The organism is Kitasatospora sp. NPDC048662, from assembly GCF_055587065.1.
In genome coordinates this window covers 239,589-255,614 of record NZ_JBVJHA010000003.1, presented here as the reverse complement: position 1 = coordinate 255,614, position 16,026 = coordinate 239,589, and the positions used below count along the sequence as shown (strand labels likewise).

General features: G+C 73.2%; 12 protein-coding genes. 6 read left to right on the top strand and 6 right to left on the bottom strand.

Annotated features, from left to right (window positions below; translation table 11 throughout):
• Positions 1-59: 59 nt before the first annotated feature.
• The 5 genes from ACZ6R9_RS11735 to ACZ6R9_RS11715 are packed head-to-tail and all read left to right on the top strand — an operon-like array spanning position 60 to position 6,342.
• Positions 60-935 (top strand): FAD binding domain-containing protein, encoded by an 876-nt coding sequence (locus ACZ6R9_RS11735; RefSeq protein WP_465538043.1) that lies wholly within the window; start codon positions 60-62, stop codon positions 933-935.
• Positions 932-1,417 (top strand): (2Fe-2S)-binding protein, encoded by a 486-nt coding sequence (locus ACZ6R9_RS11730; protein WP_465538041.1) that lies wholly within the window; start codon positions 932-934, stop codon positions 1,415-1,417. The genes ACZ6R9_RS11735 and ACZ6R9_RS11730 overlap by 4 nt, the downstream gene beginning before the upstream one ends.
• Positions 1,414-3,768 carry a xanthine dehydrogenase subunit D gene (gene pucD, locus ACZ6R9_RS11725; RefSeq protein ID WP_465538039.1) on the top strand — a complete coding sequence of 785 codons (2,355 nt, stop codon included), beginning with the start codon at positions 1,414-1,416 and terminating at the stop codon, positions 3,766-3,768. Before ACZ6R9_RS11730 ends, pucD begins: the two co-directional genes overlap by 4 nt.
• A 15-nt stretch (positions 3,769-3,783) precedes the next feature.
• The gene (locus tag ACZ6R9_RS11720) at positions 3,784-5,214 is read left to right on the top strand and encodes an NCS2 family permease (protein WP_465538037.1); all 1,431 of its coding nucleotides are present in this window, start codon (positions 3,784-3,786) and stop codon (positions 5,212-5,214) included.
• A gap of 9 nt (positions 5,215-5,223) precedes the next feature.
• Positions 5,224-6,342, top strand: a complete 1,119-nt coding sequence (locus ACZ6R9_RS11715) for an XdhC family protein (RefSeq protein ID WP_465538035.1) — start codon at positions 5,224-5,226, stop codon at positions 6,340-6,342.
• A gap of 8 nt (positions 6,343-6,350) precedes the next feature.
• Here ACZ6R9_RS11715 and ACZ6R9_RS11710 read toward each other — a convergent pair whose 3' ends face one another.
• Positions 6,351-7,505, bottom strand: a complete 1,155-nt coding sequence (locus ACZ6R9_RS11710) for a Dyp-type peroxidase (RefSeq protein WP_380483836.1) — start codon at positions 7,503-7,505, stop codon at positions 6,351-6,353.
• Between the two features lie 31 nt (positions 7,506-7,536).
• Here ACZ6R9_RS11710 and ACZ6R9_RS11705 point away from each other — a divergent pair, with 31 nt between their 5' ends.
• Positions 7,537-8,871, top strand: coding sequence for a right-handed parallel beta-helix repeat-containing protein (locus ACZ6R9_RS11705; protein ID WP_380483835.1), 1,335 nt, complete (start codon positions 7,537-7,539; stop codon positions 8,869-8,871).
• Between the two features lie 7 nt (positions 8,872-8,878).
• Here ACZ6R9_RS11705 and ACZ6R9_RS11700 read toward each other — a convergent pair whose 3' ends face one another.
• The 5 genes from ACZ6R9_RS11700 to ACZ6R9_RS11680 form a co-directional block, all read right to left on the bottom strand.
• Positions 8,879-9,655, bottom strand: a complete 777-nt coding sequence (locus ACZ6R9_RS11700; protein WP_465538033.1) for a hypothetical protein — start codon at positions 9,653-9,655, stop codon at positions 8,879-8,881.
• Positions 9,656-9,766: 111 nt separating this feature from the next.
• Positions 9,767-12,445 carry an SdrD B-like domain-containing protein gene (locus ACZ6R9_RS11695; RefSeq protein ID WP_465538031.1) on the bottom strand — a complete coding sequence of 893 codons (2,679 nt, stop codon included), beginning with the start codon at positions 12,443-12,445 and terminating at the stop codon, positions 9,767-9,769.
• 436 nt (positions 12,446-12,881) lie between these two features.
• A complete protein-coding gene (locus ACZ6R9_RS11690) occupies positions 12,882-13,886 on the bottom strand; it encodes a helix-turn-helix domain-containing protein (RefSeq protein ID WP_465538029.1) in 1,005 nt (334 codons plus the stop codon).
• A complete protein-coding gene (locus ACZ6R9_RS11685; protein ID WP_380483828.1) occupies positions 13,883-14,884 on the bottom strand; it encodes an AraC-like ligand-binding domain-containing protein in 1,002 nt (333 codons plus the stop codon). Before ACZ6R9_RS11685 ends, ACZ6R9_RS11690 begins: the two co-directional genes overlap by 4 nt.
• 70 nt (positions 14,885-14,954) lie before the next feature.
• Positions 14,955-15,941 carry an alpha/beta hydrolase gene (locus tag ACZ6R9_RS11680; RefSeq protein WP_380483826.1) on the bottom strand — a complete coding sequence of 329 codons (987 nt, stop codon included), beginning with the start codon at positions 15,939-15,941 and terminating at the stop codon, positions 14,955-14,957.
• Positions 15,942-16,026 lie beyond the last annotated feature (85 nt).

The following is a 16,026-nucleotide window of genomic DNA, read 5'->3' as shown; positions in this document are numbered from 1 at the left end:
ACCGGGCACCCGGCCAGGGCGCCGGGCTCTCGTCCGTCGGCGAAGAGAGGAGGCACCGCATGGAGTTCCTTCGACCCGCGAGCTGGGGAGAGGCCCTCGCGGCGATGGCCGGTCACCCGGGGGCGCTGCCGGTCTCCGGCGGCACCGACGTCATGGTCGAGCTGAACTTCGACCTGCGCCGGCCGTCCGCGATCCTCGACCTGAACCGGATCACCGAACTGACCGAGTGGAGCAGTGACGGGGCGTCGGTGCGCCTGGGCGCGGCGGTGCCGTACACCCGGATCATCGAGGAGCTGTCCGGCCCGCTGCCGGGGCTGGCGCTGGCGGCGCGGACGGTGGGTTCGCCGCAGATCCGCAACCGGGGAAGTGTCGGCGGCAACCTGGGCGCGGCCTCGCCGGCCGGCGACGCCCATCCGGCCCTGCTGGCCGCCGGGCGGGGGGTGCGGGTGGAGGCGCATTCGGTGCGCGGGGTGCGGCTGATCCCGATCGACGAGTTCTACCTCGGGGTGAAGCGGCACTGCCTGGCCCCGGACGAGCTGATCCGCGCGGTGCGGATCCCGGTCGCCGACGGCCCGCAGCAGTTCTCCAAGGTCGGCACCCGCAACGCGATGGTGATCGCGGTGTGCGCGTTCGCTCTCGCGCTGCACCCGAAGGACGGCACGGTCGGCACCGGCCTGGGTTCGGCCGCGCCGACGCCGCGCCGCGCGGAGCAGGCCGAGGCGTACCTGGCGGCCGTCCTGGACTGGGCGTCCGGCGACCCGCCGGCTCCGCGGGTGGTGCGGCGCTTCGGCGAGCTGGTCGCGGCCGCGGCCGATCCGATCGACGACGTCCGGGGCACGGCCGCGTACCGGCGCCACGCCCTGGCCGTGCTGGCCCGGCGCACCCTGACCTGGTGCTGGGACGACTACCGCGAGCAGTTGGGGAGGGCGGCATGAGGGTGGTGTTCACCGCGAACGGGCGGCCGGTGGAGGCCGAGGACGTGTGGGAGGGCGAGTCGCTGCTGTACGTGCTGCGCGAGCGGGTCGGCCTGCCGGGCTCGAAGAACGCCTGCGAGCAGGGCGAGTGCGGCTCCTGCACCGTGTACCTGGACGAAGTCCCGGTCTGCGCCTGCCTGGTGGCGGCCGGCCAGGTGCAGGGCCGCGAGGTGCGCACCGTGGAGGGCCTGACCGGCCCGGACGGCGAACTCGGCGCCGTCCAGCAGGCGTTCCTGGACGCGGGCGCCGTGCAGTGCGGCTTCTGCACGCCCGGCCTGCTGGTGCAGACCGACGCCCTGCTGGCCCGGGACCCGCGGCCGTCCGACGCCGACATCCGCGAGGCGCTGTCGGGCAACCTGTGCCGCTGCACCGGCTACGAGAAGATCATGGACGCGGTGCGGCTGGCCTCGGCCCGCATCGCGGGGGCGGAGGGCGGGGAATGACGACCCGTTCGATCCAGGCCGAGAAGAACCTGCAGAAGATCAACCAGGCCTCCCGGGACGGCATCGGGCAGTCCCCGCTGCGCCCCGACGGCACCTTGAAGGTGAAGGGCGAGTTCGCCTACTCCTCCGACCTGTGGCACGAGGACATGCTGTGGGGCACGGCGCTGCGCTCCCCGCACCCGCGCGCCACCATTCGCTCCGTCGACATCTCCGCCGCCCTCGCCGTCCCCGGGGTGCACGCGGTGCTCACCCACGAGGACATCCCGGGCAGCAAGTTCTACGGCCTGGACATCGCCGATCAGCCGGCCCTGGCGATCGACAAGGTCCGCTACCAGGGCGAGCCGGTCGCGCTGGTGGCCGCCGACCATCCGGAGACGGCCCGCCGGGCGGCGAAGAAGATCGCCGTCGAGTACGAGGTGCTCGCCCCGATCACCACCGAGCGGCAGTGCCTCGATCCGCAGACCTACGGCTACGTCCACGAGCCGCACGAGTACAAGGCCGGCGCGCACGGCAACCTCTGCCACGAGCAGCGGCTGGTGGCGGGCCGGGGCGTCACCGACGAGGTGCGGGCGCTGGCGGACGTGATCGTAGCGGGCGAGTACGAGGTCGGCATGCAGGACCAGGCGTTCCTGGGCCCGGAGTCGGGCCTGGCGGTGCCCGCCGAGGACGGCGGCGTGGACCTGTACATCGCCACCCAGTGGCTGCACGTGGACCGGCAGCAGATGGCGCCGGTGCTGGCCCTGCCGGAGGAGAAGGTCCGCCTCACGCTGGCCGGGGTGGGCGGCGCGTTCGGCGGCCGCGAGGACCTGTCGATGCAGATCCACGCCTGCCTGCTGGCGCTGCACACCCGACGGCCCGTCAAGATCGTGTACTCCCGCGACGAGTCGTTCTTCGGACACGTGCACCGCCACCCGGCCCGGATGCGCTACGAGCACGGCGCCACCCGCGACGGCAGGCTGGTGTTCGCGGACTGCCGGATCGTGCTGGACGGCGGCGCGTACGCCTCCACCTCCCCCGCCGTGGCGGGCAACGCCGCCTCGCTCGGCCACGGCCCGTACGTCATCCCGAACGTACGGATGCACGCCCTGGCGCTGTACTCCAACAACCCGCCGTGCGGGGCGATGCGCGGCTTCGGCGCGGTGCAGGCCGCGTTCGGCTACGAGTCGCAGATGGACCGGCTGGCCGAGGCGCTCGGCATGGACCCGGTGGAGCTGCGGCAGCTGAACGCCCTCGCGCAGGGCGACCTGATGCCGACCGGGCAGCAGATCGACGCGCCCGCGCCGGTCGCCGAGCTGCTCCAGCGGGTCAAGGAGCGACCGCTGCCGCCGCCGCTCGACCCGTCCGACCAGCGCGCACTGCCGGGGGCGCTGTCCAACACCTCGCACGGCGAGGGCGTGGTGCGCGGCGTCGGCTACTCGGTGGGCATCAAGAACGTCGGCTTCTCCGAGGGCTTCGACGACTACTCCACCGCCCGGGTGCGGCTGGAGCTGATCGGCGGCGAGCCGGTCGCCCTGGTGCACACCGCGGCGGCCGAGGTCGGCCAGGGCGGCGTCACCGTGCACGCCCAGATCGCCCGCACCGAACTGGGCGTCGAGCACGTCACCATCCACCCCGCCAACACCGAGATCGGCTCGGCCGGTTCCACCTCCGCCTCCCGGCAGACCTACATGACCGGCGGCGCGGTCAAGCTCGCCGCCGAGGCGGTCCGCGAGGAACTGCTGGAACGGGGCCGGCGCCGCCACGGCTGGACGCACCCCGACCTGGCGCTGGTCGGCGGCCAGGTGGTCTCCGCCTCCGCCGGAGTGCTGGCCCCGCTGGCCGCGCTGCTCGGCGACGAGCCCGTCGAACAGACCCGGGTGCACCGCCACCGGCCCACCGTGCCGCTGCACCCGGAGACCGGCCAGGGCTTCGGCCACGTCCAGTACTCCTTCTGCGCGAACCGCGCCGTGGTGGACGTGGACGTGGAGCTGGGACTGGTCAAGGTGGTCGAGTTGACGGCCGTTCAGGACGTCGGCCGGGCGCTCAACCCGCTCGCCGTGGTCGGCCAGATCCAGGGCGCCTGCACGCAGGCGCTGGGCCTGGCGGTGATGGAGGAGATCGTGCTCGCCGACGGCAAGATCCGCAACGCCTCCTTCACCGACTACCTGATCCCGACCGTCCTCGACACCCCGCCGATCCCGGTGGACCTTCTCGAACTCCCCGACCCGCACGCCCCGTACGGGCTGCGCGGTGTCGGCGAGGCCCCCACCGTCTCGGCGACCCCTTCGATCGTGGCGGCGATCCGACAGGCCACCGGGAAAGCCCTCACCCGCATCCCGGTCCGACCGGAGCACCTCACCGACACGCCCTGACCCTTGGGACACGACATGGCACAGACCCCTGCGGAGCCCGGCCCCACCTCGCGCGGCGCGCTGGACAGGTACTTCAAACTCTCGGCGCGCGGATCCACCGTGGGCACCGAACTGCGCGGGGGCCTCACCACCTTCATGGCGATGGCCTACATCATCCTGCTCAACCCGGTCATCCTGAGCGGCGCCGACATCACCGGCCACCGGCTGAACCACGCCCAGGTGACCACCGCCACCGCGCTCGCCGCCGCCGTCACCACGATCGTGATGGGCGTGGTCGGCAATGTGCCGCTCGCGCTCGCCGCCGGCCTGTCCGTCTCCGGCGTGATCTCCGCGCTGGTGGTGCCGCACTCCACCTGGCCGCAGGCGATGGGCCTGTGCGTGATCTACGGCCTGCTGATCGTGCTGCTGGTGGTCTCCGGCCTGCGCGAGCGGATCATGCACGGCATTCCGCTGCCGCTGAAGTTCGCGATCACCATCGGCATCGGCCTGTTCATCTCGATCGTCGGCTTCGTCAAGGCCGGATTCGTGCACACCGGCGGGCCCACCCCGCTCTCCCTCGGCCCGGCCGGCGAACTCGAGGGCTGGCCGGTGCTGCTCTTCTGCCTCACCCTGCTCACCATCTTCGTGCTGCTGGCCCGGCGCGTGCGCGGCGCGATCCTGCTCGGCCTCGCGCTCGGCACCGCGGCCGCGATGATCGTCAACCAGGTCGCCGACCTGACCGCCGAGGACTGGGGCGGCTCCGCGCCGGTCTGGCCCGGATCGCCGGTCGCCGCACCCGACTTCGGACTCTTCGGCCACGTCGACCTGTTCGGCGCCTTCGGGGCGCACAGCATGGGCGCGATCAGCGCCTCCGTCGCGGTGTTCACCCTGGTGCTGGCCGGGTTCTTCGACGCGATGGCCACCATCATCGGCGTCGGCACCGAAGCCGGACTCACCGACTCCAAGGGACGGATGCCGGGCCTGTCGAAGGCGCTGTTCATCGACGGCGCGGGCGGCGCGATCGGCGGCGTCGCCGGGGCGTCCGGGCAGACCGTCTTCCTGGAGTCCGCGACCGGCGTCGGCGACGGCGCCCGCACCGGACTGGCCTCGATCGTCACCGGCGGCGTGTTCACCCTGATGCTGTTCTTCTCGCCCGTCGCCGCCGTGGTGCCCGTGCAGGTCGCCGCCGCCGCACTGGTGGTGATCGGCTCGCTGATGATGAGCCAGGCCCGGCTCATCGACTGGGCGGACAGCGAGATCGCCGTCCCCGCCTTCCTCACCAGCGTGGTCATGCCGTTCACCTACAGCATCACCGCGGGCGTCGGCGCCGGCGTCGTCTCCTACACCGTGGTCAAGGCCGGCACCGGCAAGTGGCGCGAGCCCGGGGCGCTGATGTGGATCCTCACCTTCGTGTTCGTCGTCTACTTCGCCCTCGCCCCGATCAAGACCTGGCTCGGCGTCCACTAGGGAGCACTCGTGCAGGACATCGCCGCGCAACTCCACACCTGGCACACCACCGGACGCCCGTTCGCCGTGGCCACCGTGGTCCGCGCCTCGGGCAGCGCCCCGCGCGGGCCGGGCGCGGCGCTCGCCGTGGACGCGTACGGCGAGGCGGTCGGCTCGATCTCCGGGGGCTGCGTGGAAGCCGCCGTGTACGAGGCCTGCCAGGAAGCGCTGGCCTCCGGCACCCCGGTCCTCCAGCACTTCGGCTACAGCGACGAGGACGCCTTCGCCGTCGGACTGACCTGCGGCGGCTCCCTCGACGTCTTCGTCCACCCCGTCGTCCCGGGCTCCTCCCCCGGCCTGGACGCCGCCGTCCCCCTGGTCCGCTCCGGCACACCCGTGGCGGTGGCCCGGATCGTCGAAGGGCCGTCAGCCCTCCTCGGCGCCACCCTCACTGTCACCCCCTCGGACGAGTACGGCTCCCTCCCCCTGGCAGCGCCGATGGTCGCCGAGACCCGCGAGATGCTCTCCGCCGGCCGCACCGGCCTCCTGCGAGTCGGCTCCGCCACCCTGTTCGTCGAGTCCTACGTCCCACCGCCACGCCTGCTGATCTTCGGCGCCATGGACTTCGCCACCGCCCTGGCCCGGATCGGCAAGTTCCTCGGCTACCACGTGACGGTCTGCGACGCGCGGCCGGTCTTCGCCACCCGCCGCCGCTTCCCCGACGCGGACGAGATCGTCGTGGACTGGCCCCACCGCTACCTCGACGCCCAGGCCCCCCACCTCGACGCCCGCACCGCCCTGTGCGTCCTCACCCACGACGCCAAGTTCGACCTGCCCCTGCTGGAACGGGCCCTGCGCCTCCCCGTCGCCTACATCGGCGCGATGGGCTCCCGCCGCACCCACACCGACCGCCTCACCCACCTCCGCGAAGCCGGCCTCACCGAAGCCGAGCTGGCCCGCCTCCACTCCCCCATCGGCCTCGATCTCGGCGCCCGCACCCCGGAGGAGACCGCCATCTCCATCGCCGCCGAACTCGTCGCCCACACCCGAGGCGGCACCCACCTCCCGCTCACCACGACGACGGGGCCGATCCACCACGACCCCGCCGCCGGCCGCGCCCCGCACACCGGCCGCCCCACGACCTGGTGACCGCGTTTTCACAGCGTCGCTCCCAGTGGCCGGTCCGGGTGGGAGCCCGGGAGGACCCAGGCCACTGCTGACGCGTTGTGGGTGAGGAAGGGGTTGAGGGCGTCGTTCTCGGCGAGGCGGTTCTGGACGCGGGTGAAGAGGGCGGGGTCGCGCATGAAGGCGCAGAAGAGGAGGCCGCGGTCGTCGGGGGCGTCGTCGTAGGAGTAGCCGCGGCGGAGCATGCGGGCGCCGCCGTCGAGGCGGGGGCTGCTGAGGCGGACGTGGGCGGTGGCGGGGATGACGTAGGAGCCGTCGGGGTGCTTGATGTAGATGTCGGGGTCGTCGTGCTCGGCGGCGCCGCTGAGGGGGGCGCCGGAGGTGAGGTGGCGGCCCATGGCGAGTTCTTGACGGTCTGTCGGGAGGGCGGCGAAGGCGGCGGTGTCCATGCGTATCCGGCGGTAGACCAGGATGGTGCCGTCGGCGTTCCACAGGCCGGGGTCGGCGGGGTCGGGGTTGGCGCTGCCGTCCTTGAAGCCGAACAGGTTGCGCGGGGTCTCCCCGTCGGGGACGGACGGCAGGAACCCGGCCTGGTTCCAGCGGAGGGTTGCCCCGGAGGGCTTGGCGGCGGCGAGCAGATGTTCCGTCAGGACGCCGGTGGTCCACGGGTGTTCGGCCGAGACCTGGAGGAGGAGGTCACCGCCGCTGCGCTTGGCGTCGAGCTGATCGCCGGCGAACGAAGGCAGTTCGGCGAGTTCGGCGGGCACGGGGAGCTTCAGCCGGGCGGCCGGCGCCGGGCCGATCGCGGCCAGCGAGGAGATCGGGGTGGCGGACAGCCGCGGGTCGGCGAGGCTGCCGTCGGAGGCGGCCGCGAGCACCTTGTCGAGCCCGGCGAGCAGGCCGCGCAGCGCCTCGCGGTCGGCGGAGGCGGGGAGGTCGAGGGCGAGCAGCCTGGTGGCGGGGAGTTGACGGTACGTCAGGCCGGACTGTCGCGCGCCGTGGTGGGGGACGGCGGCGGGTGGCGGAGCGGTGGCAGGCCCACGGCCCGGGTCACGGCCGAGGGCGGTGGCGGCGGCCGCGCCCGCTCCGGCGGCCAGGACGGCGCCGGCCGAGAGCAGTGCCCGGCGGCCGATCCGGGGCCGAGCAGACGCGGTGGTGTCCTGCGGGTTCCCCGATTCGATGTGCATGGGCGCTATTGGAGACGATAGAACACGTTTCATGCAACTCCTCCATGGTTTCCACCTGTTGGTACGCCGACGGACCGGTCCGCGCCGGTTCCGGACCGGCCTGATGGCGCTGGGGCTGCTGCTTCCGGCGCTCGCCGCCTGTTCCTCCTCGGCGTCGCCGTCCGCCGACCGTCACCCGCCGGGCACGGTGATCCAGGTGCCCGAGGACGTCCCGACGGTGCAGCGCGCGGTAGATGTCGCCAACCCCGGTGACCTGGTGCTGGTGCACCCGGGCGTGTACAAGGAGAGCGTGCGGATCACCAAGCCCCGTATCGTGCTTCGCGGTTCGGACCGCAACACGGTGATCTTCGACGGCGATCTGAAGCTGATCAACGGGATCACCGCGACCGGCGCGGGCACCGTGGTCGAGAACCTCACCGTGCGCGGCTTCCTGGCCAACGGCGTGCTGTTCACCGGCGTCACGGACGAGAAGCTCCAGCGTCACGGCGCGGGCGGTTCCGCGTACGACCCGCTGGACACCACCCGCTTTCCCGCGGTGCAGGGCTTCCGGGCGAGCAAGGTGACCTCGTACGGGAACGCCCTGTACGGCATTTACGCGTTCGACGCGCGCGACGGGATCATCGAGGAGTCCTACGCCTCGGGGCAGGCCGACTCGGGGATCTACGTCGGGCAGTGCAGGCCGTGCAACACGCTGGTGCGGGGCAACACGGTGGAGCGCAACGCGGTCGGCATCGAGATCACCAACGCCTCGGAGAACCTGACGGTGGTGGGCAACCGGGCGGTCAACAACCGGGTCGGCGTGACCATCAACTCCAACGACCTGGAGTCGCTGGCCCCGCAGCACGCCGCGGTGATCGCCGGCAACGTGGTCGCGAACAACAACTCGGCGGACTCGCCGCAGCAGGCCGACGGCGGTTTCGGCATCGGGATCGGTATCGGCGGCGGCACCGACAACCGGGTCGAACGCAACCTCGTCCAGGGCAACCGGGCGGCGGGCGTGGTGGTGACCGACCCGCCGGGGCATCCCGCCTCCAACAACCGGGTGACCGGGAACAAGGCCACCGGCAACGGTGTGGACCTGGTCAGTTCGGCCGCCGACCCGGGCAACTGCTTCTCCGACAACAGCCCGGGCACCCAGAGCCCCGCCGAGCTGGAGCGGCTGGCCGCGTGCGGGGCGAGCGGCGGCGGCAAGGTCCCGGCGGGCCGGGCCGCAGGGGTGCAGGCGCCGCCGGGGATGCCGTTCAACGCCGTGCCGGTGCCGCCCGCGCAGCCGTCGATGGCCGACCCGAACGCGCCCGCCGTTCCCGCCGTCGATCTGCCGGGCAAGGTCGATCCGGACAGCTACCCGCTGCCGACGGCCGTCTGACGGCAGCTCAGCCGGCCGTCGCCCAGGGCGCTTCCGGGAGCTTGGCCCCGGCGTCCTGACCGCCGAGTTCCAGGGTGGTCGGGGTGCCGAGGCCGGCCATCCGCATGGTGACCCGGCGCAGGCCGCCCTCGGAGTCGATCCAGTAGGTGATCGGCGAGGTGGCGCCGCTGTCCTTGTCGGCGGCGTCGCGCGGGCGCGGGCCCGCGATCCGGTCGTAGTCGCGGCCGTCGATCCGGTCCCGGCCGAGCCAACGCGGGCCTGCCTGGGCCAGCAGCAGGGGGTTGTCGGGCCGGTCCGCGCCCAGCTGGATCAGCATCTGGAGCCCGGCGTCCAGCGGGTCGGTGCCGTAGCTGCGCGAGGTCCAGCCGGCGCGCGGCACGTGCTCGGCCTGCTCCCAGGCCGAACCGTCCACCCCTGCGGGCGCCTTGGCCAGGCCCAGCCCGCCGGCGTCCCACACCACCAGCCCCTGGTCGAGGGTGCTGCCCTTCTTGGTGACGGTGTAGCTGCCCGCCGCGTGCTTGCTGCGGTAGTCCACCACGCCCTGCACCTCGACCACCATGCCGTCGCCCTCCTGCGCCTTCAGCGTCACCCGCAGCGGGCTGGCCTGATAGGCCTTCAGCCGGGACAGCGCCAGCCGGGACGCCTCCTCGGTGGACAGCGGACGGCTCTCCTCCTGACCGCCCACCAGCTGCCAGGCCGTCACGCCGCCGCCCGCGAGCACGGCCGCCGCCACGGCGGTGACGATCAGCGTGCGCCGGGACGGGCGCTTCTTGTCGGATGCCATCGGGTCGTCTCGCTCCTCGGTGCGGGAAGTTCTGTGGGAAGGGCCCCGGGAGAGTATCCCGGGGCCCCGTTCACTGCTGTCGCTGCTGTCGCGGCGTCAGCTGTTGTGGCGTCAGCTGTCGCGGCGCTTGCGGACGGCGATCAGCAGTCCGGCGCCGACCACCAGCAGGATCGCTCCGCCGACCAGGGCGTAGGTCAGCACGGTGTCGTTCGTGCCGGTGTACGCGAGGCCGCCCGAGGGCTGTGACGACGGCTCCGGGGTGGGCGTGGGCGCCGGGGTGCTGGGCGGCGGCGGGATCAGCCGGTTGACGGCGGTGGTGGTGATGCCGTCCTCCAGGTGCTCGTCGTCCAGCACGACCGGGCCGAGGACCGGCTGCTCCGGGGCCTGGTAGCCCTTGGGCGGGGTGACCTCCTGCCAGTAGTAGGTGCCCTTGTCGGCGGTGCTGGCGCAGCTGCCGTCGTCGCCGGTGGTGCACGGGTCGCCGACCTTGGTGTCCGCCTTGTCGCCGTCGGCCTGGAGGCCGTCGGTGCCGTTGGTCTCGCGCCACAGCTGGAACACCGCGCCGGGCAGCGGCTTGCCGTCCTGGTCGTGCTTGACCAGGCGCAGCGCGCCCTGCTGCTGCATGAAGCCGAAGTCGAAGCTGTGGTCGTTCTGGCCCGGGCCGCCGGTGGTCAGGGCGCGCTCGACGTAGGTGCCGCCCTTGGGGACGGTGCCGTCGGAGTCGAGCAGGCGGCTGTCGCCGACGTTGTCCTTGGTCGGGACCCAGTGGTACAGCGGGCCACCCTTGGCGTAGTCGGCGGGGTTGTCGAGGCGGATGGTGTACTTGGTGTTCGGCTTCAGCCCGCCGGTGACGTTGCTGTTGTCGAAGTAGTACTCGCCGCGCGGGGTGGTCCTGGTGGTGCCGACCTTCTTGCCGTCCGCGTCGTACAGGTTGACGGTCGCGCCCGGAACCGGCTTCTGCTGCGGCAGTTGGAGGCCGGAGCGCTCCGGGTCGTACCAGACCCGGTTGCCGATCTGCAGCGGCGCCCGGTCGCAGAGCACTTCGAGGTCGGCCATCGCCGCGCCCTTGCCGAAGCGCGAGCGGCCGTCGGAGAGTTCGTTGCCGAAGCCGGGGTCGATCCCGCCGGTGCGCAGGGTGAACATGGTGCCGGCGGTGACGACGTTGTTGGAGACGTCGTAGCCCGAGGTGGCGATGGAGTTCTCGACCTTTGACAGCGCCATGCCCGCGAAGGACGCGTACGGATGGCCGGCCGGGGCGGGGCGGTTCAGGTTGAAGAAGCCCTTGCCCTTGGTGGTGATCCCACAGCCGAGATTGATGTCCATCACGTAGGTGTCGCCGGACTTGCAGGCCTTGTTGAGGTCGGCCGAGGCGAGCACGTAGACGAAGCCGTTCGGCAGCGGGCCCTCGGGCGGGGCGGCGGCGGCCTGGTCGGCGTACCGGTCGCGGAACGAGAGCAGCATGGAACCGTCGGTCTCGAAGCCGATCTCGCCGAGTTCGGGCTCCGGGTTGAGCCCGCAGACGTCGCCGTTCGGCGTCCTCGGCACGGTGTCCTGCCACGGGTACCAGAAGTAGCCGTTGCAGCCGGCCGGCGTGCCGTGGTAGTCGAGCGGCTGGTTGAGGACGGCGGCGCCGAACTTCCCGGTGGCCGGGTCGAAGGGCAGCACGATCGCCCGCAGATCGCCGATCTTCTGGGTGGACTGGCCGGAGCAGACGCCACCGACGTAGCCGACGCCGTCCTGCATGCCGAGGCCGAAGGGCCGCCAGTCGTCCGCCGACGGGCAGTCGGGGGTCGGGATGCTGTACACGGCCTTGGGCGCGGCGGCGGTCTTCGCCGTGGCGTCGTAGCGGTACAGCTTGCGGTCGTGGAGGTTGACCACGTACAGGTCGCGGCCGTCCTCGGTGAGCTTCAGCCCGCCGAGGCTCTCCTTGCCGACCGGGGCCACGAAGGCGTCGTCCTGGGCGTTGCCGGCGTGCGCGGTGCTGCCGGCGTCGGGGACGGTGGCGAACAGCGAAGTCGCCTTCGTCGCCGGGTCGGTGACGTAGATCGCGCCCGGTCCGCCGGGGCCGTACACGGTGGCGCGCTTGGCCTGGGCGGAGCTGAACAGGCGCCGGTCGTCCCGGTTCCAGGCGATGCCGAAGACGTTGCCGGTGTCACCGGTGGTGCTGATGTCGGTGACGTCCTTGTTCACGCCGCGGGAGCGGTACGGGAAGGTCAGCAGGGTGCGCTTGCCCGCCGGGTCGAGGGAGGCCGGCTGGCAGGCGGTGGCCAGGGGCGCGTTCTGCTGGCAGTAGTCGGCGGGGTTCCAGAAGCCGGTGGTGAGCTTGGCCTGCTTGCCGGCCGAGAGGTCGACGAACTCCTCGTTGCTGCTGAGCTTGTCCGGCGCGCCGGTCAGGCCCTCGCGGGAGGCGAAGGCCGGGAACAGCACGCCCGGCTTCGGATTGACCACCTGGACGCGGTACTTGCCGCCGGCGGTCGACTTGGACGGCTTGAGCGTGACCGTGCCGTCGGCGGCGGTCACGGCGGCGCTGACCGCGCCGTCCTCGCCGGTCAGGGTGACCGTCACTCCGGCCATGCCCGGCTCCAGCGCCGGGCCCGACCACGTTCCGCTCTCGTCGACCGTCCGCACCACCTGCACCGTCACCGAACCGTCGACGGTCTGGGGCGAGGCGGAGGGGGCGGCGACAGCGGTGGCGGCGGCGAGGGCCGCCACCACGGCGGCGGCCCGCTCGGCCGTCCGCCGGCCCGCGCGGGGCGCGGACGCTCGGGTTTCCTGTTCTGTGTGGGTCATGCCCTGCTCTCGTCGTCAGGAAGGCACGCCGAACCCCCGCAGTAAGATCACCGATTCGGTCCCGCGCGCCCCTCGTTTGGCCGAATAGTAAGCGGAATGGACACATCATGCTTACCAGGCCACCAAATTGACGTCCCGTCATGGAGCACGAGCGATGGGTTCCGTGCGCTCCCCACGCCCCGGCAACCCGGCCGCGCGCCCTGTTTCACGCCCTCGGGCCGAGCCCCGGCACCTCGCCGACGTGCGCTTTCCGGCCACCGCCCCCAGGTGGCCGCACCTGTGGCCCTGGACTCCCGACCAGGGCGCGCGCTGCCCCTGCCGCGCCCTCCCCCGATTCCCGCACGCCCGGCGCACGGCCGGAAATCCCCCGCCGCCGAATTCCCGGGGACGCCGGGCGTGCACGACCGCAGATCATCACGGTCCGGCCGGGCCGCTGTCAAAGAGTGGCATCCTCGCCAAGTCGACTTTGCGCCAAGCACTCCGGTGTTCCGGCGGCCGGCCGACCGGCGGCCGACCGATCGGCTCGCCACTGGTTCGGGGACATTCCGTAGGTCTCCCGGAACGCACGGCTGAAGTGCGAGGCGCTGGCGAAGCCCCAGTGCGCGGCGACCGCGGCGATCGTCCGGCCCGGCGCGTCGGGGCGGGCCAACTCCCGCTGCGCCCCTGCCAGTCGGCGCCCCCGGATCCACCCGCCGACCGTCTCGCCCCGGCGCTGGAACAGCTGGTGCAGGTAGCGCAGCGAGACGCCGTGCCGGTCGGCGATCGACTGCGGGGACAACTCGGGATCCCCCAGCGAGGCCTCCACCGAGGCGGTGATCCGCTCGAACAGCGAGGGCGCGGCGAACCGCCCGTCCGGGCCGGTCCGGGCCGCGTGGTCGGCGGCCAGCGCGGCCAGCAACTCGGCCACGGCGCGCGCCATCTGCTCCTGCACCGCGAACGACGCTCCGCCGAGCGCCGCCCCCGCGTTGGCCAGCAACGGCAGCAGCAGGGCCCCGGCACTCCCCTCGGCCGAATCGACCGGCGTCGCGGTGAACCGGCGCAGTGCGCTCTCCTCCAGTCCGAGGACGGACCTCGGCACCAGCAGGGTCCTGGCCCGCTGGAGCGGCGGGAGGACGAGCCGGAAGGGCCGGCTCAGGTCGAGGAAGGTGAGCGAGCACGGCGGCAGCTCGACCACCCGGCCGCCCTGGAACACCCGCGCGGTGCCGTCGAGTTGCAGCCGGGCGGCGACGTCCCCGCACGGGTCGGCCGCGACGGCCGCCGCGTCCCGCAGGACGGTGGCCGGCCCGGAGCTCTCCTCGGACATTTGCAGGCTGCCCAGGCGCACGGTGGCCAGCGAGCCCGTCCAGGCCGGGTCGTGCACGGCCACCTCGACCCGGGCGAAGGCCCGCGACAGCGCCAGCTGCCAGGCGGCCGCCCGCCGCGCCGGGTCGGGGGCCGTCACCGGAGCTCCCCGGTCGCGCGGCGGTGGCGTTCGGTCAGCAGCCAGTCGGTCGGCGACTGGCCGTAGGCGCTGCGGAAGGCCCGGCTCAGCTGCGCGCCGCTGGTGAAGCCCCAGCGGCGGGCGATGCGTCCCAGGTCGACCGAGTCGGCCGGGGCGGTGGCGAGCGCCCGGCGGCACTCCTCCAGGCGCTGTCCGCGGATCCACTGGCACAGCGTCCGGCCCTCGCCCTCGAAGAGCCGGTGCAGGTACCGCACGGAGATGCCGTGCGCCCGGGCGATGGCCGCCGGGGTCAGTCCGGGGTCGGCCAGGTGCCAGCGGACGTACTGTTGCACGCGCAGCAGAACGGCGTTGTGCGCGCCGGGCAGGTCCTGCACGGGCCGGCCGAGTTGCTGGGCGGCGGTGGCGGCGATCAGGTCGATGGCGCCCCGGGCCAGTTTCTCGGCCAGCGGCGCGGCGTGGGCGTCCGCGGTGTCGGCCAGCCGTTCGAGGAACGGCGAGAGCAGCCGGCCCAGGGCGTGGCCGCTGTGCAGCGGCCGGGCCGTGAGCCGGCGCAGGTCGCCCTCGTCCTGGCAGAGCAGGGCGCGCGGCAGGGTGAAGAGCTTGAGCCGGAAGCGCTCGGGGTAGCGGCTGCGGAAGGGCCGGATGGTCTCGAAGAAGCCGATGTCGCCGGCCCTCAACTCGTCGGTGCGGCCGTCCTGTTCGACCTGGGCGATGCCGGTGCTCTGGAGCGCGACGAACACGTACTGTCCGTCTCCGCGCGCGATGGAACGCGGCGAGCGGCGGACGTCCGCGGGGTCGCATTCGAGGGTGCTGATCCGCAGGTCGCCGACCGTCCGGTTGTGCATGGCGGCGTCGTAGCTGTGGCCGTCGGTGCGGATGTCCATGCCGACCAGGCTGGCGAGCACCGCGTCGTGCCAGTACTCCAGGCTCTCGGCCGCCGGGACCGAACGGGTCGTCAGCAGCCGGGCGGGCGCGGTCGGGGAGGTGGGAGCTGGCATGCGGCCAGCATGCCGGGGCAGTGGGCTCCGGCGCATGAGTCGGACGACTGGTCTGCCGGGGTGATGCTGCTCAGGCGAGGTGCGCGCGCAGGAAGTCGCAGCCCTGCTGGACGGCCGCCAGCGTCGGGGGGCTGTCGCGCAGCGCGTTCAGCGAGACGAAGTCGTGGACGGTGCCGAGGAAGCGCACGGCGGTGGTGGGCACACCGGCGGCGCGCAGGCGGGCGGCGTACTCCTCACCCTCGTCCCGGACGACGTCCGCCTCGGCGGTGACGACCAGGGCCGGCGGCAGTGCGGCGAGCAGGTCGGGGCCGGCCCGCAGCGGGCTGGCCGTCGGCCGGTCGCCGTCCTCGGGCGAGCCGAGGTACTCCTGCCAGTAGCGGCGCATGCCCTGGCGGCTGAGCAGGTAGCCGGCGCCGAAGCGGCGCTGCGCGGCGCTGCCGCAGGCGGGGTCCACCAGCGGGTAGTAGAGGAGTTGGGCGCGCAGGGCGGGGCCGCCGCGGGTGGTGGCGAGCATCGCGACGGCGGTGGCCAGGGTGGCTCCGGCGCAGTCGCCCGCGACGGCGATGCGGTCGGCGGTGATGCCCAGCGGTTCGGGGCGGGCGGCGATCCACCGGAGCAGGGCGTAGCACTCCTCCAGCGCGACGGGGTAGCGGGCCTCGGGGGTCCTGCTGTACTCGGGGACGACGGCGACCGCGCCGCTGCCGTTGACCAGGTCGGTGATCAGGCGGGCGTGGGTCTGGGCGTCGCCGAGCATCCAGCGTCCGCCGTGGACGTAGAGCACGGCGGGCAGCGGGCCCTCGGCGCCGAGCGGGCGGAAGGTCCAGAAGCCGACCAGTCCGCAGGGCCCGACGGGTGCGACCCGGAATTCGGCGTCCACCTCGCAGTCCTCGATCAGGTCGCCCTGGGACTCCAGCAGGGCCTGACGGCCGGTCACCGGCCCGAGCTCGTCGAGCCCGGGCGGGACGGCCGAGGCCGCGACCAGCCGCGCCACCGCCGGGTCCAGCACGATCCGGGAAGGCCGCAGAAGGTCCTCCTCCGGCCACGCGTCGGGCTCCACGCCACCTCATCTCTCGTTCTGCTGTGCCACCGCGGTCGGTGCGCCGTGTCCGGCGTCGCCGGGTGACACCGTAGCCGTGCCCACG

Bases quoted from the DNA above. Each gene is read 5' to 3' on its own strand.
- ACZ6R9_RS11700 (WP_465538033.1), bottom strand. From the start codon at position 9,655: ATGGCATCCGACAAGAAGCGCCCGTCCCGGCGCACGCTGATCGTCACC.
- ACZ6R9_RS11685 (WP_380483828.1), bottom strand. From the start codon at position 14,884: ATGCCAGCTCCCACCTCCCCGACCGCGCCCGCCCGGCTGCTGACGACC.
- pucD (WP_465538039.1), top strand. From the start codon at position 1,414: ATGACGACCCGTTCGATCCAGGCCGAGAAGAACCTGCAGAAGATCAAC.
- ACZ6R9_RS11695 (WP_465538031.1), bottom strand. From the start codon at position 12,445: ATGACCCACACAGAACAGGAAACCCGAGCGTCCGCGCCCCGCGCGGGC.
- ACZ6R9_RS11735 (WP_465538043.1), top strand. From the start codon at position 60: ATGGAGTTCCTTCGACCCGCGAGCTGGGGAGAGGCCCTCGCGGCGATG.
- ACZ6R9_RS11705 (WP_380483835.1), top strand. From the start codon at position 7,537: ATGCAACTCCTCCATGGTTTCCACCTGTTGGTACGCCGACGGACCGGT.
- ACZ6R9_RS11720 (WP_465538037.1), top strand. From the start codon at position 3,784: ATGGCACAGACCCCTGCGGAGCCCGGCCCCACCTCGCGCGGCGCGCTG.
- ACZ6R9_RS11730 (WP_465538041.1), top strand. From the start codon at position 932: ATGAGGGTGGTGTTCACCGCGAACGGGCGGCCGGTGGAGGCCGAGGAC.
- ACZ6R9_RS11710 (WP_380483836.1), bottom strand. From the start codon at position 7,505: ATGCACATCGAATCGGGGAACCCGCAGGACACCACCGCGTCTGCTCGG.